Raw genomic sequence first — 22,701 nt, forward strand, 5'->3', positions numbered from 1 at the left:
TGGTGCGCGCATTTTTGTCGATGTGATGCTCGATTTTGACTTTCTGGGGGTCGGCTGCTTCAGCTTGTAGTCCACCTTCAACCCATCTCCACAGCCCTCTTCAACCTGCCCAACGCCTGCTCCCACTGCTGCGCAATCAACTCCAGTGAGCGACGCGCCTCATCAAGCTGCCGCGGGTCAAACTGCCACAAACGCTCCCGCCCCACCTTCACGTGATGCACCAGCCCCGCATCGGCCAACACATGCAGGTGCTTGGTCACAGCCTGGCGGGTGATGTCGGTGGTGGAGGTCAGTTGGGCAATCGACACGGCGCCGCCCACGCACAGCACGGCCACCAGGCGCAAGCGGGTTTCATCGCCCAGCGCGGCGAACACGCCTGCGGGGCCGGGTTGCAGAAGACTGAGGAAACAAATTGCAACCGGATTGCAGAGACTTGGTGTTTAACGCATCATCAACGCTTACCGCGCTGGACGTCGCACAAAGTCGTTTTTGCCTACACAGGGCGGTCAGTGCTGCGTGTCAAATGAGAGCCTCGGCTTAAAGCCTGCCGTCCACGTTCGTTAACCCCTGCAGGAGATTGCCATGCCCCAGTTCGCCATGATTACCGGTGACGTGACCTACACACCGGGTGACGGTGCGCCCATTGAAATCCCGCAGGTGCGCGTGGAAGTCGCGCTGGAGCCCGACAGCGCCACCCTGAGCTGGGACGCGGGTGACGGCGTGGCCGCCGTGACGGCCATTCCGCGGGAGCAGTTTGATGACTACGTGCAGGACGGAAAAATCACCTGGATTCCGGAATAAGCAAGCGCCATATCCGCCGGATATTTCCGCCTTCCCCCGCCGCTACACCCTGCTGGCCTGGCCCGCTTCACGCCTTGCCACTACTCAGGTACTTCTTCAACGGCTCCCAGTAATTGGCATGCCAGCCGGTCTCCAGGTGCTCGTCCGTGCCCTCCGGAAAGCCGGCATGGTCGAAGAGAAGCAAGGAGTAATTGGGGTCAGACTCCAATTAATTCTGGATGAGCTGAAGCGGCAGTCGGTGAAGGCGGCAAGCTGAATTTTTTTGTAGCTTCTGGCATAGATCCCACGAAGGCTAGAGGCCTAAATGGCTAGCAAAAGAGGTTCACCCCATTCAATTGGCGAAAGGACTGGTGCACCACTGCTGTTCACACGGCACGCCATCATGATTGCCATCCATTTCAACGCCTGGGCAACTCCTCAGGAATAGCTTCGCTTCTTTGCACGAAGTCATTTGTGAGCAATATTTTCGGCCATCGCATTGAAAGCCACCAGGCGCAGGCATCACGAAACCACTTTGAGGAGCCTCTTGGCTCTGCGCCACCCGGTTGGCGTATTGGGTGTATCCGTACCAGCCCAACGCCGCCACGATGACCATGGCGATCAAGCTGCCGCCAATGCCTGACTTGTAAGGAGCGTTCGAAGATCGCCTCACATTGGATCTGGCCGCATATGCTGCTGTTGGCTGGGAAGCCCCGCGCCGGTGTATCCGCACGGCGCACTTCTTTCCATCGCGGTCGGGTTCCACTTCAAATGAAAGTGGTTCACCTACGGCAGGCAAGCGGCCATCGCGCGGAAAAGCAGAGATATGAACAAAGATCTCTTGCCCACCTTGGTCAGCAACGATGAAGCCGAGACCGCGTTCAGCGTTCCACTTCTTGAGGGTTCCATCAAACCGCATGGTCAATTTACTCACTCCCGTTTCACTTAACCACTGGCTAAGTTCTATTTGTATTTGTTCGCGAGATTCTAGAGGCGAAGGTGCTCCCGCCGCCGTTGCCTACAAAGTGGAGCGCCCGAACAGCACGCACCGGAGTAACTGGGGAAGAATGGGCCGGAAATCGGAGTCAGACTCCAGTCAACGGCGAGTCAAGGTGAGTTCAACCGACATTCCGGGTGCCCTTACATACCGGATATTGAGTACAACCCCAAAACTCCCCACCTGCGTTACCCCCGCGCTTCGCAACCCGCTTTTTCATGGCTGCACCGCAAGCAGGACACGCGAGTGTCGCGCTAGGTAACGGCACAGGCGCATCAAACGCTCGCCGCGGTGGCTCGTTGACAGTGCGCCGTGCCGCCTTGGCTTGCGCAAGCAAGCCAAGCAAACGCGAGCCATCGATGAGTGTGATATTTCGGCCCGCAGCGAATGCCGTTGCATCTTCAGTGAACATGCCAGAAGTCACAACAAAGCCCCCGGCCGCGCCTTTGGCAGCCATCACGCCGTAAAGCTCGCGCACCACTGTCACGCTGACTTTGAATGCCTTCCACTGCTTGCATTGAACCAGGAATTTTTCTGTTCCTTTGCTCAGCACAAGATCAATTCCGCCATCAGGCCCTGATCCACCCATCTCAACGACTCGGTAGCCTTGAAGACGAAACGCCTCACCAACAAGCATTTCGAACTCACGCCACGACATTTCGTCAAGAGCATCGGCAGATTTGCTTTGGGAGACATTTGCAGCAAGCGTTTGCCGTCGTTGTCGCCTTAAAAAAGAGCCCAGCGCGCCCAATAGGCAAACGATCGGGACGAAGAACTGCCCGATTGATGCCAGACCCGTGATCACGGAGCCAACGGCCACGGCTGCCATCTGTCCTGGTTGAAGGTTTTGTATGGGCGTGGGTTTGGCCATCTGATGCAAGAAAACATAGCTGCCCAAGGCGAGCGCCACACCAACCCACCACGGCAGCATGGCTACCAAATCCAGCCAGTCCTCCAACGGGCTTGTCTTTTTTCTTCGCGCCATTTGCTCCCTCTCCTTTTATGTTTAAAAACTAAGACTTACCCGCACCAGCCGTCCAGAAAACGGCACTCCACTCCAGCGGATTCAAGCTGCGTTCGCGGTTGTATTCCAGATGACCGTTGGGCATGGGCCAGCGCAAAACCGGGCCACCAAGGCGTGACACGACGCCAGCACGGTTGGCCTTTCCATATTGCGCTCCCAGCTGGTCGCGCCAGGAGCCATGGACCCACCACGGCACTTGCACCACGGCGTGGCTCAAATGGCCTTTCTTGAAGAAGATGACTAACGTGAATGCAGGCAAGCCGTCGGCTTTGTCGATGTTTGTGTAGCAAAGCCTGTCCCCCAAGCCTGTCGTGGCCAGTGGCTCGTTGTGGCATTTGAAGGGAACACCATCGAAATGTTTTCGAATCGCCGCCTCGTCCATGTCGCCGGAAAGTTCACCAAGCCGCATCTGCACTTGCGGCGATGTCTCGCGAAAGTAGGTGCTGTAGATATGCATGCGGTCCTGGTTGCCCAGGAGCACCAACGCCACTACACACAAAAACACGGCCAAAGTGATCTTGGTCCACTTGCCCAGTGGTTCGTTCATTGCTTCCCCTCCCCTTGTTGGCGCATCGGTGGTCGTGCGCGTCTTTGTCCTGAGCTTAGCGCGTTCCTGGGGAGGAATTGGAGTCAGGCTCCAGGTTAACCTGCGGAACCCCTTCCCTCAACTTCGCGAGCAGCGGGTATTGGAACCTGACCCTCATGGCAAAAGTCAGCTTTGCGCAAGGGCGTGGCAACCCCGCCCCTGGCTGCGCGAGAGCTCGCGGGGATCCCGCGTCGTGCGCGCATTGGCGCTACTTGGCCAGCTCCTTGATCTTGTCGACGACCTCCGGATTGGCGAGGGTGGACACGTCGCCAGGATCCAGGTGATTCGAGATCGCCGCGAGCACGCGGCGCATGATCTTTCCCGAGCGGGTCTTGGGCATATCGGGAACGACAATCACTCGGCGAGGCCGCGCGATGGCGCCGATCTCGGACACGACCGATGCCGAGACCCTGTTCGCGATCTCCTCGGAAGGCGCCAGTCCCGGCTTCAACGCAACATAGAGGTCGGGCACCTTGCCCTTGATCGGGTCGGCGACTGGAACCACGGCCGCTTCGACGACCTCGGGCACGAGCAGCGCGGCCGATTCGATTTCCTTGGTGCCCAGGCGATGGCCGGCGACGTTGATCACGTCGTCGATGCGGCCGAGGATCCGGTAGTAACCGTCGGCCGCCTGCACCGCGCCATCACCCGCCATGTAGGGCCAGTCGCGCCAGTCTTTGCTCTTGGGATCTGCGCAATAGCGCGCGTAGTACTGGCGCACGTAGCGCTCGGGGTCTTTCCAGATGGTCTGGAAACCACCGGGCCAGGGGTTGCGGATGCAGATGTTGCCCGCCTTGCCCGAACCGCTCACAAGCTCCTTGCCCTCGTCGTCGTAGATCACCGGATGAATGCCTGGAATCGCGGGGCCCGTGCTGCCGGGCTTCATCTTGTGGATCGCCGGCACCGTGCTGCAAAGGAATCCGCCGTTTTCGGTCTGCCACCAGGTGTCCACGATCACTGCTTCGCCCTTGCCGACCATGCGGTGGTACCACTTCCAGACTTCGGGCTCGATCGGCTCGCCCACGGTCGTCATGTGTTTGAAGTGGTGGTTGTACTTGGCGGGCTCGTCGGGTCCGTCGCGCCGTAGCGCGCGGATCGCGGTGGGCGACGTGTGGAAGATATTGACGTCGAGGTTTTCAGCGATACGCCAGGGCCGTCCGGCGTCCGGATAGGTTGGCACACCTTCGTACACCACCGAAGAAGCGGCGAGCGCCAGCGGGCCGTAGACGATGTAGGAATGGCCTGTGATCCAGCCGATGTCGGCCATGCACCAGTACACGTCCTCGGGGTGGATGTCCTGGATGAACTTCGATGTCCAGGTGACGTAGGCGAGGTAGCCGCCGATGCCGTGCTGGCAGCCTTTGGGCCGCCCCGTCGTGCCGCTCGTGTACATCAGGAAAAGCGGCGCCTCTGCCGGCATCTGCACGGGCTCGACACGCTTGCCACGGAACTGCTTGAGGACGTCGTTGATGACGAAGTCGCGTCCTTCCACGAGCTTCGTGGGGCTGGAGTTTTTGCCCGGGTAGCGCTGCCAGATCAGCACCTTGTCGACCTGTTGGCCGTGGCTGGCGGCCTCCATGACCGCGATGTCGGCTTTCTCCTTATGGTCCAGCAGATTGCCGGCGCGGTGATAGGCGTCCATGGTGATCAACACGCGGCTCTCGGAATCCGCGACGCGGTCGGCGCAGGCCTTGCCGCTGAATCCGCTGAACACCTGCGAGTGAATCACGCCGAGCCGCGCGCAGGCAAGCATGGTGATGGGCAGCTCCGCCACCATCGGCATATGCAAGGTCACCCGGTCGCCCGCCTTCAGGCCGCAGAAGTCACGCAACAAGGCCGCGAACTCGTTGACGCGCACGAAAAGCTCCTGGTAGGTGAGGTGCTGTGGCGCCTCGTCCTCCGGCTCGGGCACAAAATGGATCGCCGTCTTGTTCTTGTGCTGGCCAAGGTGGCGGTCCACGCAGTTGTAGCAAGCGTTGATCTTGCCGCCGACGAACCAGCGCCAGAACGGGGGATTGCTGGTGTCGAGCGTCGTCTCCCAGTACTTGTACCAGTCCAGCAGGTCCGCGAACTCCTTGAAGCACTCGGGAAACTTGTCGAGGGCAAAACGCGCGAAGATGCCCGCGTCCGTCAAATTGGCCTGCGCGATGAAGGGGTTGGACGGCGAGAAGTAGCCCTCCTCCGGCCAATGCACCGCGATCTGGGCCTCGGAGATCTCGGAGATATCGGCACTCTGCTGCTCGGTGGCGTGGCGCGGCAACTTGTCTTTTGACATGACCGTTCCTCCTTGATTTTCCGTGACTCCGATGCAGGCACTCGGCGCGCCTTGGTGCCGCCGTCAAGCGCAACGAGCGAACTGCGTTTGTCGCAATAATCAATATTAGTCCGGGGCGGGTGAATTGCCAAGAAGCGCGCCCCCCGACCCCGCTGAGACTTGCTTTTGGGCCGGTCATGACCTAGACTTTTTAGATGGCGCAACGAAAGGAGAATCTGTCATGGATCTTCTCGTGGAACGTGTGGATGTTTGGGCGGCGACCATTGAAGACCGGCCCGGCGGCCTTGCGGATGTGCTGGCTACGCTGCGGGATGCGGGGGCAGACCTGCAATCCATCATTGCCCGGCGAACCCCGGAACAACCAGGCAAAGGAGTCGTGTTCGTCACACCGCTGCAAGGTGACAGGGAAATCCGTGCGGCCGCGCAAGTGGGTTTCAACGTGACCGCAAGCCTTCACTCCGTTCGGGTCATGGGCCCGGACCGGCCGGGCATCGCCGCGGAGTTGACCCAGAAGCTTGCCGACGCGCGAATTGACCTGCGCGGATTCTCGGCCTCCGTGATCGGCACACAGTTTGTGGCCTACGTGGCGGTGGACTCGCTGGACGATGCCAGCAAGGCGATAGAGATCCTGCAAAAGGCCTGAACCACCCTGTCGCGCGGGTGTCGTGGCGCTGGTGAGTAATTGGGGTCAGATTCTCATGGCACAAGGATAAGCCCTCACTTGATGCGAATGGCTTGGCGAACGGCGTGTGCTTTTGGACGCCGATCTGGCGAAGCCTGCTAGTGCAGTGTTGCATGCTTGATGGGACCCATAAAAGCGATGGATTTTGCGTCAGGGCAAGGCGCAAACCACAGCGATACCCGCAGGTATCGCGCGGATTTGCAACGCCGCCATGGCGCAAAAGACGCGGTTTTATGTTCCAGATAGCGTGCAACACTGCACCAGGTGCACACCCACCTGCTCGACGAGTGAGTCAAACGCCATGCAGAACGCCGCGCGATGAGCGGGACAAGCGGGATAAGCGGGATGGCACTGCCCGCCGCGATGTTTTCATTGGGAGTATGCTTTACAGAAGACACCCGGCTCGCCCACACCGGGACACGGAGGTCTGCATCATGGACGTGCGTGACGGCTTCATCGGCAGCATAGGCAACACACCACTGATCCGGCTGGCAAGGCTGAGCGCCGAGACCGGCTGCGAGATCCTCGGCAAGGCGGAGTTCCTGAACCCGGGCGGCTCGGTCAAGGACCGCGCGGCGCTCTACATCATCCAGGACGCCGAGCGGCGCGGTGCGCTGAAGCCCGGCGGCACGGTGGTGGAAGGCACCGCCGGCAATACCGGCATCGGGCTCGCCCATATCTGCGCGGCGCGCGGCTACCGCTGCGTGATCGTCATCCCCGAGACGCAGTCGCAGGAAAAGATGGATCTGCTGCGCGTGCTGGGCGCCGAGGTACGGCCGGTGCCCGCCGTGCCGTACAAGGACCCCAACAACTACCAGAAGATCGCCTCCCGCCTGGCGCAGGAGATGGACAACGCAATCTGGGCCAACCAGTTCGACAACCTCGTCAACCGCCAGGCCCACTACGAAACCACCGGGCCGGAGATCTGGCGCGACACGGCCGGCAAGGTGGACGCCTTTACCTGCTCCACCGGCACGGGCGGCACGCTGGCCGGCGTGGCGCGCTTTCTCAAGGAACAAAACCCTGCTGTGCGCAGCGTGCTGGCCGACCCCTACGGCAGCGCCCTGTACAGCTTTGTGAAGACCGGCCAGCTCACGGCGGATGGCAACTCCATCACCGAAGGCATTGGCTCCAGCCGCGTGACCGCAAACCTGGAGGGCACGCCCATCGACGATGCCGTGCGAATCAATGACCAGGACTGCGTCACCATGGTCTACCGCCTGCTGCGCGAAGAGGGCCTGTTCGTGGGCGGCTCCACGGGCATCAACGTGGCGGCCGCCGCGTGGCTGGCCCGCCAGATGGGACCGGGCCACACCATCGTCACCCTGCTGTGCGACCGCGGCGGGCTGTATTCAAGCCGGCTGTTCAATCTCGCCTGGCTGATGGAAAAGGGATTGGCGCCGCAGTGATCCAGTGATTGAGGGAATCAGGGGGGCAAACTCCAATCACCTGAAACATCACCTGAAACGTCTCACCGATGCTCTATATCTTCCCGGCTGCCAGTTCAAGCAGACTCCGGCTGGTTTGGCTGGTTTGGCTCCTTCACCCTCTGGGGGAAGGAGCAAAAACGGGCAGCCTGAGCCTTCAGAAGGCTGGCACGGACTTGTGCCTAACGACCATGCGCTCACCCCATTTGAAGCCAGAAATTGGAGCCAACTTCCAGCCAAGCGCACGCTCCGCTTCCAGCTGCAAGCCGGCCTTGCTCCCAACCCGGCTGGGCTCACCTCTCTAGCCCGTTAGGTCGCACTCACTAGGGAAAACCCGCATCATGGCGCTACTTTTCTAATTTTCCAGCTTCAACCCACCCCAAGGAAACACCATGAGCGCTAAAAATCTGTCCATCGTTGCCAGCAACCTGATCGAGTCTTATGGCAATACGGCCAAAAACGTGATTGATGCCTACCGCGCTGGCGGCGAGCGTGTGGTCAGCCTGCTGGAGCAGCGCTGGAACCGCGCGCTGGAAGAGTCGCGCCCGCAACTTACGGCCGAAACGGTCGAAAACGCATCGGCTGCGCAGCTGGCTTTCAGCGCCTGCTACACCAAGGGCTTGAGCCTGACAACCAACGGCGCACAACAAGTGGTGAGCCAATTGGTCAAGGTACTGGAAGATGGCGTGGAGCGCCTGGCCGCCAACGCCAGTGCGTTTGAGGAAAAAACCGGTATGAGCGCGCTGAACGTGCTGGCCCAGGCCACGGTGCCGGGCGCCGAGGCGCTGACCAGGCTGGCAACGCAGATCGAGCAGAAGACGGCGGAACTGGCCAGCAAGATTGCGGGTGGCGGCGTGGTGACTGCCAAAGTCAAGCGAACGTCTGCCTTCAAGCAGCGGCGCACCGCCAAAGCGGCCTGACGCGGCCTGAGCCAGCGAAATCGGGCCAGACCCGGGCCGGACTCGGGCCAAACTCCCGTTCGTTGCCAGCGCTCACCGGCGTCAATTAACCCAGGTATTTCTTCAGCGGTTCCCAGTAATTGCTGTGCCAGCCGGTCTCCAGGTGCTCGCCCGTGCCGTCCGGAAAGCCGGCATGGTCGAAGACAAGCAGGGTGCCCGTGCCCTGCGCCTTGAACACGAAGCTGACCACGGAATAAACGCCGGCGTCCCAATTGGCCACCCGCCAGGCCTGGACGATGCGCTCGTTTGCCATCAGTTCCACATGGCGCCCCACAATCATGCCGCCAAAGCATGAAAAGACGCCGCCTGCCTCACGGCTGATCTCGGCCGGCACACCGGTGAGTGCGCTGAACTGCTGGCTGTCGGTCAGCGCGCTGTAGACGCGCTGCGGGCTGGCTGCGATGACGATTTCCTGATGGATGACATGAGACATGGCCGCACTCCAATCCGGTCTGTCGATTGTGGGGGGCGTCGCAGGCTTGTCAAGCTGTCAGCCGTGCCTGGCGCGTAGTGCGTAGCGCGTAGTGCGTAGTGCGTAGTGCGTAGTGCCGTAGTGCGTAACGCGTCCGCTGCCCGGTTTTCTCCACGGCGGCGGCGCAAGGGCTACCATTCACCATCGCTCCTGTCACGCATTCGTCCTGCCGCAACGCCCGCCCATGCCCCAACCCGAATTCAGCCCCGCTGCCGACCGCAACAAGCAGCCCATCTTCAATATGCTGCGCGAAGTGCTGCCGGAGCGCGGCCATGCGCTGGAGATTGCCTCGGGCACTGGCCAGCACGTGGCCTGGTTTGCCGCTGGCCTGCCGCACTGGACATGGCAGCCCACCGACGCACGGCCCGGCGCGCTGGACTCCATTGCAGCTTATGTGGAGCAGCAGGGCCTGACGCAGGTACGCCCGCCCTTGCTGCTGGATGTGATGGCGCCGCACTGGTTGCCAGACGACGCGAAGTTCGACCTGATTTACTGCGCCAACATGCTGCACATCGCCCCCTGGGCCACCTGCTCCGCATTGATGCAGGGAAGTGCGCGGCACCTGGCACCGGGCGGTGTGTTGATTACCTACGGGCCCTATCTGGAAGATGACGTGCAGACCTCGGAGGGCAACCTGGCGTTTGACCAAAGCCTGCGCGCGCAGGATCCCGCCTGGGGCATCCGCCGGCGTGAAGACGTGGAGCAGGAGGCTGCGCGCGCCGGGCTGAAGTTATCGTCGCGGCACGCCATGCCCGCGAATAATCTGTTGCTGGTGTGGGCCAGGGCCTGAAACCGGGGGGCGGATGCTGCGCCCATAACAAACCCCGCCGCAAACCAGGCCGCTCAGCTACCCGTCAAAGCCGCATAGGCCGCCCGCGTATCGGGCCCCACAGCCCCCAGCACCTGCGCATGCGTCGTCTTGTGCCGCGCCATCAGCCGCGCTGACGCCACCGCCTTCGAGTTGCAAAACCAGTGGCAGGTGTGCTGCATCAAAAACAGCTCGGCCGACAGCGTGAAGGCCTTGTCCCGGGGTGTGCGGTTCAGCGCGTTGCTGGTGGCTTGCATGAGGCCGTGCGCGTGGATGGCGAGGACTTTGCGCAGGTCGAACGTGGCCTGCGGGAACAACTTCGCAGCGTAGGGAAAGGGCAGCGCGAGCGTACTGACGCGGGTATCTGCTGCATCCAGCTTTGCAAACTCGGCACAGAACTTGTTGAATTGCAGGCACAACTGGGTTTCCGTGGTGTCGAGGTAGCGCCAGATCTGCTCGCGTCGCTCCAGGTCGCTCTCACCCAGCGCACGCAGGTAGCCCTCTGCCAGGGTCTCCATCAGTTTTTCAATCTGGTAATTGCCCAGGTGGCTTGCCAGCAAAACAATGCGTTTGCGTTGCTCGCTTTTTTTGAGCAGGAAAGAGGCCACTGTCAGCAGCAGCACCAGCGGAAGAATTTCCATCGAGAGATCAGTTTCCTGTGTGAATGGGTAAAAAACAAAGATAAAGGCGGCAGGATGAAACCTTTTGAGGTTCAGCACAAACAGGGCCAGGGCCCACATTTCCCGGGCGGTCTAGCTTAAACCACCGGGCAGGCCCCCTTCCGATGCAGGGGAATGTTTTGTGTAAAGGCGCGGGCAGCGTATTGCCACCATCGGCCATTGGCTGCGTGAGCACTCACAACCAGCGCTTGACGCGAGTCTGATAGTCCACGTACTGACTGCCAAACAGGGTGGCCAGCGCCCTTTCTTCGGGCTTGATCTGAAAACGGGTGAGGTAGAGCACAAATACCGGCAATCCCAGCAAGGCCCAGACGGATGACAAATAGGTGGCCCAGGCCAGCAGCATGAACACCAGGCCCACATACATCGGGTTTCGCGTCAGCCGGTAAACGCCCGAGCTGACCAGCCGGGAGGATGTGTCGGGCCGCAAGGGGTTGACGGTGGTCTTTGCACGCCGGAAGGCCAGGATGCCGGACAACTCAAAGCCGGCGCCAATCAGCACCAGCGCCACCACCATGGCCGTGCGCAAAGCCGCAGGCCCTTCGATGCCCGGTGCCATCAGCGATACGCCCCACATGGCACTCCCCACCAAAATGGCTACCAGGGGTGGCGGGATCTTGAGTTCAAGGTTGGGCATATGAATACGAAGGAGCAATTTACCCAGCACAAGAGTCTGCCAGGAGCACCATCTTCGCCCATTTTTGTCACAAAGAGGACGCAAAAAACGGGAATGGACGCAAAGCCCCAATCCGGCGAATTGCCATGGTGCGGCAGCCCGCCCCACGCCTCTTCTTTTCTCCCCCCTTTTTCCTGCTTCCTACTTCCTGCTTCCTGCTCTCCCCACCCCTCGGCTTCCAGTGACAGCAAAAAACATGCTGTTGGCAGGCAATTAGCGCGCCATCTCCTGCGCAACGCGCCGCTCGACCTCGCTCAGGCCAAAGCTGGTGAGGTCCAGGTCCTGCAGGTAAGTCAGCAGACGTGTGGTGGCCGAGCCAAGCTCGGTCTTCAGTTCACCCAGGAAGGGGCTGGACGCAAAGATGGAAAGCGAGCGGAAGCTATCTTGCTGGGCATACGGCTCCAGGTAGTCCGCCAGCTCGCGCGCAAAGCGCAGGTTTTCCTTGTGCTTGGCATCCATTCGCGGCTGATAAGCCGTGCCGCCAGCGCCATGGTCAGAGTTTTCACGCCCCATCCGGTCGTCGGCCAACTCGCTGACCTTGCTGCGGCCTTGCGGATGGTCAAAGCTTTTGAGCACCACCATCGGGCTGCCGCGCTCGTGCAACAGCAGGCGGGCGTGGGTGGCGTTGGCAATCAATATCCATTCTGGTTTCATGATCGTGTCCGTCAAGGTTAGGGGCAGCGCCCCGGGTTGTCATTCGTTTTACGATAGCGCAGGTCAACGTGAGCGCGTTTGATGCGCATCAAGAAGACCTGCGGGCGCGGCAGAGGCAGGGCGAGGTCCGGGTCAGCGCGCCACCAGCACGGGTACCGGCGACTCGGCCACCACCCGGTTGGCCACGCTACCCAGCACCAGGCGGCCGAAGCTGGAGCGCCCGTGCGAGCCGACCACGATGAGGTCGGCGCCCTCGTTTTCGGCGGTCAGCAAAATGCCGCGCGCAGATCCGACTTCCTCCACCATGCGAGCCTCCACCGCCACCTGGGCACCGCCCCGCCCGGCCAGCTCCATCACCCTGGCGTGGGCTTCTGCGGCCTGGGCCTGCGCGGCCGCCATGTAGGCGTTAAAGCCGTAAGGGTTCGTTTCGCCCAGGCTCAGGTAAGGATAGGGGTCGATGACAAACACCGCCGTGAGCCTGGCGCCGTGCGTGCGCGCAAGACCAATAGCCAGTTCGGCGGCATGCTCCGAGGCGGCGGAGCCGTCAGTAGCCAGAAGAATGTGTTTGAACATGGTGGGCCTCGCTCAAAAATGCCGGCTGGCAACGCCCGGTCGGTGCATTGATCATGTAACCGGGCGGTAGAGGCGCATTTGATCCGCGTCAAAGCCGCTGCAAATCGCGGGCGGTGGCCGGCAGGACGGGTGCCGGCGCCAGCCGAATCAACGGGAAAATGCTTGAAATGCCCCGCCACGGCCCCAAGGTGCACCCTTATGACTGAATCACTCCACATTGTTTGCCCGCACTGCCACACCACCAACCGCGTCCGGGCAGACCAGCTTGGCAGTGCGCCCGACTGCGGCAGCTGCAAGAAGGCGCTGTTCACCGCCCATTCCACCGCGCTGGACGAAGCCGCCTTTGACAAACACATCGGCCGCAACCACATTCCGGTGCTGGTGGACTTCTGGGCGCCGTGGTGCGGGCCCTGCCGCCAGATGGCGCCGGCCTACGAACAGGTGGCCGCGCAGCTGGAGCCCCGGGTGCGCGTGGCCAAGGTAGACACCGAAGCCGTGCCCAACCTGGGGGCACGTTTCAACATTCGCAGCATTCCCACGCTGGCGCTGTTTCAGAACGGTCGCGAGGTGGCGCGCCAGGCCGGCGCCATGGGCGCGGCAGACATCGTGCGCTGGGTGCAGTCCAAGCTGCGCTGATGGGGGTCTGCCCAGAAATGCTATTTTTTCAATAGCACTTCACCCTTTGCTTGATTGGACTGCCGGCACTTTTTATTCATAAAACTGCCAACCCAGCTCACCACCTTTTACCGCCTTTCGCCGATGTTGGCCGCTGTTGGCCCGCTGACGCCGGACATCTGGCCAGACCACGAAGACCACGCGGCGCAGCAAGGCCGCCGCTGGCTCCTTACCAGGGAGCACAACCCTGCCGCGCTAGCCCGCCACCGGGCGCCACGCGGGGCCTGTGCACCGCCGTTACCCCTCCTCACCTCTGCTTCGCCCGACACCCACTCAAGGGTATTCCCCCATCAACTAACTCCTATAGAGGACTATAGTTCTCGCCATGGAAGCACCCCACCATCTGGCCCTGGTAGACAACTCCCCCGGTCTGCGCCGTTACGCGGCGCTGGCCAACGCGCTGCGCGTGCGGGTGGTGGCGGGCGAATGGCCGCCGGGCAGCGCCCTGCCGGCCGAAACCCTGCTGGCGACAGAGCACCAGGTGGCGCTGGGCACCATGCGGCGCGCGCTGGAGCTGCTGGTGGAACAGGGGCTGATAGAGCGCATCCACGGCAAGGGCACGTTTGTGCGCCATGGCATTGCGGGGGGATCGATGCTGCGCTTCTTCCGCTTTGGCGGCGGCAGCAACGAAATACCGCATTCGCGCATTCTGGGGCGGCACTGCGTGGCCGCCACCACGGCCGTCGCGCGCGAGCTGGGCGTGGGCCCGGGCGAGTCGGTGCTGCGCCTGCACCGCCTGCGCCTGCTGGCGGGCCAGCCCTGCCTGCTGGAAGAGATGTGGCTTCCGCTGGACCTGTTTGCCCCCCTGGCCGATGACGACCTGGCGCAGTGGGACGACCTGCTCTACCCCATGTTTGCCCGCCGCTGCGGCGTGCACGTGCACCGCGCGGTGGACCAGATCGGCTTTGGCGTGCTGACGGGCCCGCAGGCCAGGCACCTGGCGCTGCCCGCAGGCCACCCCTGCGTGACAGTGGAGCGCAGCGCGTTCGACCTGACGGGCCGTTGCGTGGAGTGGCGCACCACGCGGGGCGATGCCCACGCCTTTCACTACACCGTGACCATCACCTGAACAAGCCACCTGAACAAGCCACCCAAACAAATCGCTTCAGCAAATCGCTTCAACAAACCGCTTCGACAAATCATTTGCGCAAGACCGCAAAACACAGGAGAACACAGGCCATGAACACTCGTCACCCAACAACCCTCGCAGCCGGGGGCTGCCTCTCGCGCCGTGGCCTGCTCGTGCAGGCGGCAGCTGCCGCGCTGGCGGCGCCCTGGGTGGCCAACAGCCATGCGGCGGCCAATGTGGCGGGCGGCCGGCCCATCACGCTGGTGGTCTCGTACCCCGCAGGCGGCGGCGCAGACCTGATTGCGCGCATCATCGCGCCGCGCATGGCCGATGCGCTGGGCCAGAGCGTGGTCGTGGACAACAAACCCGGCGCGAGCGGGCAGCTGGCGGCATCACAGGTAGCGCGCGCCACGGCGGACGGCACCACGCTGCTGCTGGATGCATCGTCCTTCGCGGTGAACCCGTCGCTGTTTCCCAAGCTGCCGTACGACAGCGCCAAGGCCTTCACGCCGCTGGCGGTGCTGGCCACCTTTCCGAACGTGCTGGTGTGCACGCCCGGCTTTTCTGCCAGGTCGGTCAAGGACGTGATCCAGCTGGCCAGGGCCCGGCCGGGCGAGGTGACATATGCCTCGTCGGGAAACGGCTCGGCGCAACACCTGGCGGGCGCCATGTTCGAAGGCCGCGCAGGCGTGCAGCTGCTGCACATTCCCTACCGTGGCGGCGGCCCGGCCCTCAATGACGTGATGGGCGGACAGGTGCCGCTGTTCTTCGCCAACGTGGCGTCGTCGCTGGGGCATATCCAGGCGGGCAAGCTGCGGCCGCTGGCGGTGACCAGCGCGGTGCGAGCCCGCTCGCTGCCCGATGTGCCCACCATGGCGGAGGCCGGATTGGCCGGCTTCGAGGTGCTGGAGTGGAACCCGCTGCTGGCCCCTGCAGGCCTGCCGGCGGACGCAAAGGCCACGCTGGTGGCCGCCATTCGCAAGGCACTGGCCGACCCCGAGGTGCTGGGCCGCGTGCGCCAATTGGGCGGTGACGTGTTTGCCGATACCTCGCAGCAAAGCGCCGGCAAGTTCATCGCGGCCCAGCAGGAACAATGGGCGCGTGTGGTGCGCGAGCGCAAGATCTCGGTGGGCTGATGACTGAAAGGAAACACCCCCTGAGTCGCTTCGCGCCTTCCCCCTCGAGGGGGACGACGCCAATGGCCGGGCGAAGCCCGTTCCATGGCGTCCGCTGGGCTGAGTCGCGCCAGTTTCGTGGGCTACGGGTGGCGCGCAGCGCGGTGGACAACTGAGATGGCTTTGACCCCCGCCCCCTTCGGCTCCGCCCTGCCATCAGGGTGGGACGCGCATGTGCACGTGTTCGACAGTGCCGCGCCCGCTCGGGCCGGCCACTACCAGCCGGTGCACCGGCCACTGGCTGACATCGAGGCGCTGGCGGCTGCGCACGGCGTGGGCCACCTGGTGCTGGTGCAACCCAGCGTGTACGGCACCGACAACCGCGTGCTGCTCGATGCCCTGGCCCAGACGCCCGGCCGCCACCGTGGCGTGGTGGTGCTGGACGTGGGCGTGCCCGATGCCGAGCTGGACCGCATGCACGCGCTGGGCGTGCGCGGGGTGCGCTTCAACCTGGTGTCCCCGGTGGGCAACGGGCCAGAGGCCATGAAAGCGCTGGCACCGCGCCTGGCAGAGCGCGGCTGGCATGTGCAGTGGTACGCCAACCCGGGCGACCTGGCCACCATTGCCCAGCTGCATCAGGGCAGCGCCGTGGCCTGCGTGCTGGACCACCTGGCCGGGCTGCATACCCTGCTGCCTGGGCAGGACCTGGCCTGGCAGGGGCTGACCCGGCTGGCCGGGCAAGGCGCGTGGGTCAAGCTGTCGGGCTGGTACCGGCTGCTGGCCAGCGCTCCGTATGGCCTGCTGCACCCGGCCATCACCCGCGTGGCAGCGCAGATGGGCGAGCGCCTGGTGTGGGGGTCTGACTGGCCGCACACGTTCTTTGCGTCCGGCGCGCTGCCCAGCTATGCCAGCGTGTGGGAGCCGGTGGTGAACGCACTGGGCCACGGCGCGGCACTGCGCATTCGGGATGCGGGAGCCCGGCTCTACGCCTGAGAGAAGGCCTGTTCAGCATCGCCCGAAAGGCGGGCGGACAAGCGGGCGGGCGGGCGGGCGAGCGGTGTTGCCGCACTGGCTGCTCAACAGCCATGGGGCACGTTTCAACATGCGCAGCATTCCCACGGACCCGGCATTGCGTCAGGGCGATATGCCCACCGACTCATCCGTGGCCAGGTAGCGCTTGAGCAAGTCAAAAAAGCTGTCATAAAACGCATCCGACGTGATGGTCTGGCTGCCTACCCTGACCATCGCATCATTGCTCGAACTGAAGGGCAGCGAGAGCGAGCCGATCGCCCCCACACCCACGCTGGCGGAGTTGTTGCTCTTCTTCAGTGCGTAGCTGTCCTGCAGTGCGGTGACAAAACCCAGGCTGATTTTTCCGTCAAGGCTCTCGGACGCGCAGACCACGCGGATCATCATCTGCAGGTGAGCTTCCGGCTCGGGCTGAAAGCTCTTCTGGCCTTCCACCAGGTCGGTCCTGAAGGTGTTGACGATGTAACCCTGGCTCAACAAAGCCCGCCGCGCAGCCTCGCAGGTCTGCGCAGGCGTGGCGTCAAACAGCCGGGAGTATGTCGCGGTGGAGCCAAACTTTTCCTGCAGCGGAAAGGCCTTCACGTTGCTGCCGCATCCGGCCAGCAAGGCTAGCGGCGCTAACAGGGCCAACAGGCTGCAAAGGCCCAGCCACGACGAAAATGGACGGTAATTCAGGCAAGACGGTTTCACAGGCAAGGCACTCCGGGCATCAACATCGCTTCAGGTTTGTCAGGCACTGCCAGCATAAGCCGGCTGACCTGCAGGGCCAGTCTATTTCAAGAATACGAATAGGATCGCTGACGCCCCCCAGCACCCTAACCCCATGGGCCCCACCCGGATGAGCGGTTTACGCTGAGACTGTCGTAGGACGTGTCCAGCAACTTCTGGTCGCACCAGCCTGGCGCTATTATTTCAATAGCGACATACCATCGTACCTGCTGGGCCAAGCCTGCTTTTGCTTCAGAAATCGCTACAGTAGGCCTGATGCGGCCCTGCTACATCGATTACAAACGCAAACACCGCGCCCGGGGCCTGGCCGCCGGCGCGCTGGCCGCCTTGCTGGTGCTGGCCGCCTGCACCGAGCCGCCCAGCTGGCAAAAGCTGCTGGCGGCAAAGATCAGCCAGCAGTACCCCGGCTACACCGTGCAGCCGACGCCGGACGGCCAGTTGAAGGTGGAGCGGCCGGGGCTGGCCACCGTGCCGGTGGATGTGGACGCGATTGCCCGCTTTTGCCAGCGTGGGCCGCAGGACTGCAACTACGCGACCGACCAGATGCTGCTGGCGCTGCGCTAGTGTGGTGCGCTCGAAGTTCTAGAACTTATGGGGGCGCCGGCAGTGGTGGCGTTTGCGGGTGTCGAACTCACGCTCCCGGCCAGTTGCTGCCGGTGGCGACCGGCGACTGTCGGGCGACCACCCAGTGCAGTCACGGCCGACCTGGCCTGCGCGTCCACCTCGGCGTACAAATGCGCTTCGGGTCCGCGGCCAACCAGCTATGCCGTCAGAGATTGGCCGCTCGGGGACATCCGTCCCGCGGCGCGTCGCGTCGAGGCGAACGCACTCGTGCCCAGCCACCGCCATAGGTCTTCCGCGTCGCGCTTCGCCCCATCAACACGGATCTCGCGCGACTGAAGGGCCTGCTGAGGCGTGCGGTCACCCGCCCACACTTCGGTCAAAGCGCGCACGGAAGCATCCACAACGAGCGTCAGCTCGCGCCCTGGGTCGTCGCGACACAGGTCGGCCACGCCTTCCTCCACTACGAGCCACCAAGCGCGCTCGCGAGCCCGTGCGTCGCGGAACTGGAAGTGGATGACCACGGGCCTGGACGGGAACTCCTGGATGCACGCGAATCGGCGCATATCCCACATGAGCAAGCCCGCATCCAGTTCATCGTCGCGCAGGCGGCTGCCAATCCACTGCGCACCCCAATGGCCAAGCGCCATGACAATGGGTCGAAGTTCCTCGCCAGCCTCTGTGAGGCTGTATTCCCAAACCTTGCCGACGGCGTCGCGGCGCACGACACCGAACTCCTCGAGACGATGAAGCCGCTGCGTCAGCAGGCTGGTGGACATTCGCGGTACGCCGCGATGCAGGTCGTTGAAGCGCTTGCTGCCGCACAGCAACTCGCGCACAACCAGCGGCGTCCATCGCTCGCACAACACCTCGGCACCCCTTGCAACGGTGCAGAACTGACCGTAGGTGTTTTCCATCGCATCGTCTCCGGAGCGTAAACGCTTCAGATTCTGGACTGGTCTGGGCGCCAAGTCCAGCGCAAACTGTCCATGTCGGGCAACGCCTGCCCAAGAAGGAGAAAGACGCCATGACGAAGATTGCCATCATTCAGCGCCCGCCGGTCTTGCTCGACCGTGGCGCCACCATCACAAGGGCAGTGCAATGGGTCGCCGAAGCAGCAGCGGCAGGGGCGTCGCTGATCGTCTTTCCCGAGTCGTTCATTCCGGGTTACCCGTCCTGGATATGGCGACTCGCGGCAGGAAGGGATGGCGCCGTCATGGGCCAATTGCACGCCCGCTTGCTCGCCAACGCGGTTGACCTCGGTGGCGGCGACTTGGCCGAACTGTGCGAGGCCGCCCGCGCCCATAACGTGACGATCGTGTGCGGCATCAATGAGCGAGATCGGGAGCGTGGCGGCGGGACGCTCTACAACACCGTCGTTACCATTGGTGCCGACGGCAGGGTGCAGAACCGGCACCGCAAGTTGATGCCAACCAACCCTGAACGCATGGTTCATGGCTTGGGCGACGCGTCCGGGTTGCGCGTGGTCGACACGCCTGCCGGCCGGATCGGCTGCCTCATCTGCTGGGAGAACTACATGCCGTTGGCGCGCTACGCGCTCTACGCCCAGGGCGTGGAGATCTACATCGCGCCCACCTACGACAGCGGGGACGCCTGGATCGGCACGATGCGCCATATCGCGCTCGAAGGTCGGTGCTGGGTGGTCGGTAGCGGCACGGCGTTGCGTGCCAGTGACATTCCGCAGGACTTCCCGGCCCGCGCAGAGCTGTTCCCCGATCCCGAGGAATGGATCAACGACGGCGATTCGGTGGTTGTCGATCCCATGGGGAAGGTCGTCGCGGGCCCATTGCGCCGAGAGGCCGGCATCTTGTATGCAGAGATCGATACGGCGCGCGTCGCGCCGTCACGCCGAACGCTCGACGTCACCGGGCACTACGCGCGCCCGGACATCTTCGAGCTACAGGTGCGCCGCACGCCGGTGACACCCGTGCGCTACGTTGACGGGTAAGCGCCGCGCGCCCAGTGATTGCAGGACCAACCGACCCGTTCCGTCGCTCGAACACTTGCCAGGATGGCGGCCGGCAACCGGCAGTAAGACCCAAAATTTCATCACTCTTCCTGGAGATGACTCATGGCTATCAAACTCACACGACTGGACGGCGGGACAGTGGACCTTTCGCCGGAGGTCCTGCAGTCGTTCAAGGCCGCATTCAAAGGCCAGGTGCTGACTGCGGATGACCCGGAATACGAGGAGTCGCGCAAGATCTGGAACGCGATGATCGATCGTCGCCCTGGCCTGGTGGCTCGTTGCACCGGGACGGTCGATGTCGTGCAGGCCGTTCGGTTCGCGCGTCATCACGGGCTTCTCAGTTCCGTGCGCGGCGGCGGTCACAATATCGCAGGGCTTGCGGTCTGCGAGGGCGGCCTCATGATCGACATGTCGCTGCTGAGAGGCGTTTGGGTCGATCCAGTGCACCGCACGGCTCGCGCGCAAGCCGGCTGCACACTGGCCGACGTCGACCGCGAGACACAGCTGCACGGGCTCGCAGCCGTGCTCGGTTTTGTTTCTGCCACCGGGATTGCAGGCCTCACCGTCGGCGGCGGATTTGGCTACCTCACGCGTCGCCACGGCTGGACCTGCGACAACGTGGTCTCGATGGAAGTGGTGACCGCCGGCGGCGACGTCTTGCGTGTGTCTGCGGACGAGAATGAGGACCTGTTCTGGGCGCTGCGTGGCGGCAGCGGCAACTTCGGAATCGTCACATCCTTTGAGTACCGACTCTTTGCCGTCGGCCCCGAAATCCTGGGAGGCGCGATCGCATGGCACGGCGACGACGCCAAGCAAGTTCTCGACGCCTACCGTGAGTTCAGCGCCGGGGCGCCGCGCGAACTGACCAGCGTGGCTGTTCTGCGGATTGCGCCGCCGGCACCTTGGCTCCCGAAGGATGTGCACGGCAAGCCGATCGTCGCCATCTTCGTCTGCTACTCCGGCAAGGTCGAAGACGGAGAAGCATTGATCGCGCCGCTGCGCGGGCTTGGTCGGCCAGTGGCCGATATCATGACGCGTCGGCCCTATACGCAGATGCAGAGTCTGCTTGATGCCACACAGCCCAAAGGACGGCGCTACTACTGGAAGTCACACTACCTGCCAGGTATCGATCGTCAGACCATTGACGTCGCCGTGGAGCATGCGGGCCGAATTCGATCGCCCCATTCGGCCATCCTCCTGTTCCAGATACAGGGTGCGCTGGGCGAGCTGCCTGCCGGGTACTCGCCGGCAGGCAATCGAGACGCAGCCTATGTGCTGAACATCGCTGGCTCCTGGGAGAAGCCGGGCGATGACGACATCAATATCAAGTGGGCGCGGGACTGCTTCGAAGCGACGCGCTCCTGCTCGACAGGCGGGGCATACATCAACTTCCTTACTGAGGACGAGGGCCAGGACCGCATCGAGGCCGCGTACGGCCGATCCAACCTGGACAGACTCGCGGCGCTCAAGCGCAAGTACGACCCCGAAAACTTCTTCCGCCACACAAAGAGTGTCTCTGGTTGAACTGACCGACTTGATCGACGTTCTGCTTGTGTTGCGCGCGGCACACGACAGCGATGCCGCGTTTGAATGTGACGTGCCCGGAGCGTGAAGTGCGGAGTGTGTACCGACAAACCAAGGAGCGGTGCACTCGACGGCGGGCGAAGCGCAGACAACCCGGACCGTCGGCGACATGTTCTGCGATGTCGGCTTTGCCGCGCTGGAAGTCGACTTCCAACCGTCTCCTGAGGGTCGTAATTGACTGTTCGACCCGACGCCGGAAATCCGACCATTCTTGCCAAGTCTGACGCGGCAGCGGGGCCTGTCAGCGTCATTCCGGGAGCGCCGGCTGATCAGCGACGAGGCCCACGGGCCTCGCCAGATAAGTACAGAACAGAGTGGTGCACCACACTAGCTGCCGACGCAGGGCTGTATTGAAGCGCGACGGATCAAATATCCTGTGGCCCTCTTGTGGCTCCCAAAAAACATGGACTGCCGTCCTGTTTAATGCCTGAAAAAACTGCCTGAAAGAAGAAAGCCAGTCAGCTCGACCCTCTCGGGCCAGGCTGCCTGGCTTGATGGCTTCATGCCTTCGACTTGAGACACATCAAGCGCTGCGCGTGCGCGCGCCTGATGCCTTCTCAGTGCTTCCTAACCGCGTTCACGGCGGTTGTGCATCATGCGCTCCACCTCCTGGCGCAGCGCGGTCAGTTCACTGCGCAGCTGGCGGCGTTCCTGCTGGGTCACCACACCGTCAGACTTGAAGGCGGCCTCATGGCGTGCAATGCGGCGCTCGCGGCTGTACAGCCTGTCGGCTTCACGCCGGGTGATGCGGCCGGTGCGCACGCCCTCGTCAATGCGCTCGCCGATATTGATCTGGCGATTGTCGATGCCGGGGGTATTGCCGGGATAGCCGGGGTAGCCGGGGTAGCCGGGCTGGCCCACCACGTCGCGGTTGGCAATCAGGCGTTCGACTTCAGCGCTCAGGAAGCTGAGGTCGGCCCGCAGTTGCTGGCGCTCCTGGGGTGAGGCGTCGCCGTTGGCCTTGAACTGGTTTTCGCGCATCTGGATCTCGCGGTCACGGCGGTAAAGCGCCTGCGCCTCCGACGGCGTGATGCGGCCCGAGGCCAGACCTTCCTGGATGCGCGTGCTGATCGCCGCCTGCGTCTGGTCAATGCCGGGCGTGTAGGTCGTTTGCGCCATCGCCGGGGCGACGCCCAGGCCGGCAAACATGGCGGACGCCAATAGTGAGGCGGTTAAAAGTTTTGATTTCATGGGGTCTCCTGCTTTGGATTGGATAACCAACAACTCAAGAGCCATTTGCAGAAGCTGGAATGTCATTCCGGCGTCGGCAAGCGCTTTTTTGGAGCTGCTTTCTGAATCGCTATTTTCCGGGTCTGTGCCCGGCGTCTTTGATTCAGTACGTTCATTGTTGGCCTG

26 protein-coding genes are annotated in these 22,701 nt (G+C 63.0%); 12 read left to right on the forward strand and 14 right to left on the reverse strand.

Annotation, left to right across the window (positions count from 1 at the left end; genetic code table 11):
* Positions 1–77 precede the first annotated feature (77 nt).
* A complete protein-coding gene (locus BPRO_RS16760) occupies positions 78–413 on the reverse strand; it encodes an ArsR/SmtB family transcription factor (protein WP_041388899.1) in 336 nt (111 codons plus the stop codon).
* Positions 414–582: 169 nt separating this feature from the next.
* On the opposite strand from BPRO_RS16760, the gene BPRO_RS16765 reads away from it, so the two are divergent.
* Positions 583–801, forward strand: coding sequence for a hypothetical protein (locus BPRO_RS16765; protein WP_011484258.1), 219 nt, complete (start codon positions 583–585; stop codon positions 799–801).
* Positions 802–868: 67 nt separating this feature from the next.
* On the opposite strand, the gene BPRO_RS29650 is transcribed toward BPRO_RS16765, so the two are convergent.
* The 5 genes from BPRO_RS29650 to acs all read right to left on the reverse strand — a co-directional run bounded on the left by BPRO_RS29650 (position 869) and on the right by acs (position 5,662).
* Positions 869–1,009, reverse strand: a complete 141-nt coding sequence (locus BPRO_RS29650; RefSeq protein WP_157045815.1) for a hypothetical protein — start codon at positions 1,007–1,009, stop codon at positions 869–871.
* Between the two features lie 123 nt (positions 1,010–1,132).
* Positions 1,133–1,714, reverse strand: coding sequence for a cold shock domain-containing protein (locus BPRO_RS28655; protein ID WP_011484259.1), 582 nt, complete (start codon positions 1,712–1,714; stop codon positions 1,133–1,135).
* A 184-nt stretch (positions 1,715–1,898) separates the two neighbouring features.
* Complete coding sequence (locus BPRO_RS16770) at positions 1,899–2,762, reverse strand: restriction endonuclease (RefSeq protein WP_011484260.1); 864 nt, start codon at positions 2,760–2,762, stop codon at positions 1,899–1,901.
* Between the two features lie 28 nt (positions 2,763–2,790).
* Positions 2,791–3,348 (reverse strand): hypothetical protein, encoded by a 558-nt coding sequence (locus BPRO_RS16775; RefSeq protein ID WP_011484261.1) that lies wholly within the window; start codon positions 3,346–3,348, stop codon positions 2,791–2,793.
* A gap of 247 nt (positions 3,349–3,595) precedes the next feature.
* On the reverse strand, positions 3,596–5,662 hold the full coding sequence (acs, locus tag BPRO_RS16780) for an acetate--CoA ligase (RefSeq protein ID WP_011484262.1): 2,067 nt from the start codon (positions 5,660–5,662) through the stop codon (positions 3,596–3,598).
* Positions 5,663–5,882: 220 nt separating this feature from the next.
* On the opposite strand from acs, the gene BPRO_RS16785 reads away from it, so the two are divergent.
* The 3 genes from BPRO_RS16785 (at position 5,883) to BPRO_RS16795 (ending at position 8,691) form a co-directional block, all read left to right on the forward strand.
* Positions 5,883–6,305 carry an ACT domain-containing protein gene (locus BPRO_RS16785; RefSeq protein ID WP_011484263.1) on the forward strand — a complete coding sequence of 141 codons (423 nt, stop codon included), beginning with the start codon at positions 5,883–5,885 and terminating at the stop codon, positions 6,303–6,305.
* 473 nt (positions 6,306–6,778) lie between these two features.
* Positions 6,779–7,753 (forward strand): cysteine synthase A, encoded by a 975-nt coding sequence (locus tag BPRO_RS16790; RefSeq protein WP_011484264.1) that lies wholly within the window; start codon positions 6,779–6,781, stop codon positions 7,751–7,753.
* 410 nt (positions 7,754–8,163) lie between these two features.
* Positions 8,164–8,691 (forward strand): hypothetical protein, encoded by a 528-nt coding sequence (locus BPRO_RS16795; RefSeq protein WP_011484266.1) that lies wholly within the window; start codon positions 8,164–8,166, stop codon positions 8,689–8,691.
* An 85-nt stretch (positions 8,692–8,776) separates the two neighbouring features.
* On the opposite strand, the gene BPRO_RS16800 is transcribed toward BPRO_RS16795, so the two are convergent.
* A complete protein-coding gene (locus BPRO_RS16800) occupies positions 8,777–9,163 on the reverse strand; it encodes an SRPBCC domain-containing protein (protein WP_011484267.1) in 387 nt (128 codons plus the stop codon).
* A 223-nt stretch (positions 9,164–9,386) separates the two neighbouring features.
* On the opposite strand from BPRO_RS16800, the gene BPRO_RS16805 reads away from it, so the two are divergent.
* Complete coding sequence (locus BPRO_RS16805) at positions 9,387–9,992, forward strand: DUF938 domain-containing protein (protein ID WP_011484268.1); 606 nt, start codon at positions 9,387–9,389, stop codon at positions 9,990–9,992.
* 53 nt (positions 9,993–10,045) lie between these two features.
* On the opposite strand, the gene BPRO_RS16810 is transcribed toward BPRO_RS16805, so the two are convergent.
* The 4 genes from BPRO_RS16810 to BPRO_RS16825 form a co-directional block, all read right to left on the reverse strand.
* On the reverse strand, positions 10,046–10,651 hold the full coding sequence (locus BPRO_RS16810; protein WP_041389970.1) for a hypothetical protein: 606 nt from the start codon (positions 10,649–10,651) through the stop codon (positions 10,046–10,048).
* Positions 10,652–10,865: 214 nt separating this feature from the next.
* Positions 10,866–11,327 carry a methyltransferase family protein gene (locus tag BPRO_RS16815; RefSeq protein WP_011484270.1) on the reverse strand — a complete coding sequence of 154 codons (462 nt, stop codon included), beginning with the start codon at positions 11,325–11,327 and terminating at the stop codon, positions 10,866–10,868.
* Positions 11,328–11,579: 252 nt separating this feature from the next.
* Positions 11,580–12,020 carry a host attachment protein gene (locus BPRO_RS16820; RefSeq protein WP_011484271.1) on the reverse strand — a complete coding sequence of 147 codons (441 nt, stop codon included), beginning with the start codon at positions 12,018–12,020 and terminating at the stop codon, positions 11,580–11,582.
* Positions 12,021–12,152: 132 nt separating this feature from the next.
* On the reverse strand, positions 12,153–12,593 hold the full coding sequence (locus BPRO_RS16825) for a universal stress protein (protein WP_011484272.1): 441 nt from the start codon (positions 12,591–12,593) through the stop codon (positions 12,153–12,155).
* Between the two features lie 198 nt (positions 12,594–12,791).
* Between BPRO_RS16825 and trxC the strand changes: the two genes are divergently transcribed.
* The 4 genes from trxC to BPRO_RS16845 all read left to right on the forward strand — a co-directional run bounded on the left by trxC (position 12,792) and on the right by BPRO_RS16845 (position 16,445).
* On the forward strand, positions 12,792–13,229 hold the full coding sequence (gene trxC / locus BPRO_RS16830; RefSeq protein WP_011484273.1) for a thioredoxin TrxC: 438 nt from the start codon (positions 12,792–12,794) through the stop codon (positions 13,227–13,229).
* Positions 13,230–13,593: 364 nt separating this feature from the next.
* Positions 13,594–14,337 carry a GntR family transcriptional regulator gene (locus BPRO_RS16835; protein ID WP_011484274.1) on the forward strand — a complete coding sequence of 248 codons (744 nt, stop codon included), beginning with the start codon at positions 13,594–13,596 and terminating at the stop codon, positions 14,335–14,337.
* 110 nt (positions 14,338–14,447) lie between these two features.
* Complete coding sequence (locus BPRO_RS16840) at positions 14,448–15,473, forward strand: tripartite tricarboxylate transporter substrate binding protein (protein WP_011484275.1); 1,026 nt, start codon at positions 14,448–14,450, stop codon at positions 15,471–15,473.
* A 156-nt stretch (positions 15,474–15,629) separates the two neighbouring features.
* Positions 15,630–16,445 (forward strand): amidohydrolase family protein, encoded by an 816-nt coding sequence (locus tag BPRO_RS16845; protein WP_011484276.1) that lies wholly within the window; start codon positions 15,630–15,632, stop codon positions 16,443–16,445.
* A gap of 141 nt (positions 16,446–16,586) precedes the next feature.
* On the opposite strand, the gene BPRO_RS16850 is transcribed toward BPRO_RS16845, so the two are convergent.
* On the reverse strand, positions 16,587–17,111 hold the full coding sequence (locus BPRO_RS16850) for a DUF2242 domain-containing protein (RefSeq protein WP_369794592.1): 525 nt from the start codon (positions 17,109–17,111) through the stop codon (positions 16,587–16,589).
* A gap of 354 nt (positions 17,112–17,465) precedes the next feature.
* On the opposite strand from BPRO_RS16850, the gene BPRO_RS16855 reads away from it, so the two are divergent.
* Positions 17,466–17,774 carry a hypothetical protein gene (locus tag BPRO_RS16855; protein ID WP_011484278.1) on the forward strand — a complete coding sequence of 103 codons (309 nt, stop codon included), beginning with the start codon at positions 17,466–17,468 and terminating at the stop codon, positions 17,772–17,774.
* Between the two features lie 197 nt (positions 17,775–17,971).
* Here BPRO_RS16855 and BPRO_RS16860 read toward each other — a convergent pair whose 3' ends face one another.
* Positions 17,972–18,688, reverse strand: a complete 717-nt coding sequence (locus BPRO_RS16860; RefSeq protein ID WP_011484279.1) for a winged helix-turn-helix transcriptional regulator — start codon at positions 18,686–18,688, stop codon at positions 17,972–17,974.
* Between the two features lie 110 nt (positions 18,689–18,798).
* On the opposite strand from BPRO_RS16860, the gene BPRO_RS16865 reads away from it, so the two are divergent.
* Positions 18,799–19,740 (forward strand): carbon-nitrogen hydrolase family protein, encoded by a 942-nt coding sequence (locus tag BPRO_RS16865; RefSeq protein WP_011484280.1) that lies wholly within the window; start codon positions 18,799–18,801, stop codon positions 19,738–19,740.
* 123 nt (positions 19,741–19,863) lie between these two features.
* Complete coding sequence (locus BPRO_RS16870; protein ID WP_011484281.1) at positions 19,864–21,285, forward strand: FAD-binding oxidoreductase; 1,422 nt, start codon at positions 19,864–19,866, stop codon at positions 21,283–21,285.
* Positions 21,286–21,912: 627 nt separating this feature from the next.
* Here the strand turns inward: BPRO_RS16870 and BPRO_RS16875 are convergent.
* On the reverse strand, positions 21,913–22,536 hold the full coding sequence (locus BPRO_RS16875; RefSeq protein WP_011484282.1) for a hypothetical protein: 624 nt from the start codon (positions 22,534–22,536) through the stop codon (positions 21,913–21,915).
* Between the last annotated feature and the right edge of the window lie 165 nt (positions 22,537–22,701).

It is taken from the genome of Polaromonas sp. JS666, assembly GCF_000013865.1.
GTDB lineage: Bacteria > Pseudomonadota > Gammaproteobacteria > Burkholderiales > Burkholderiaceae_C > Polaromonas.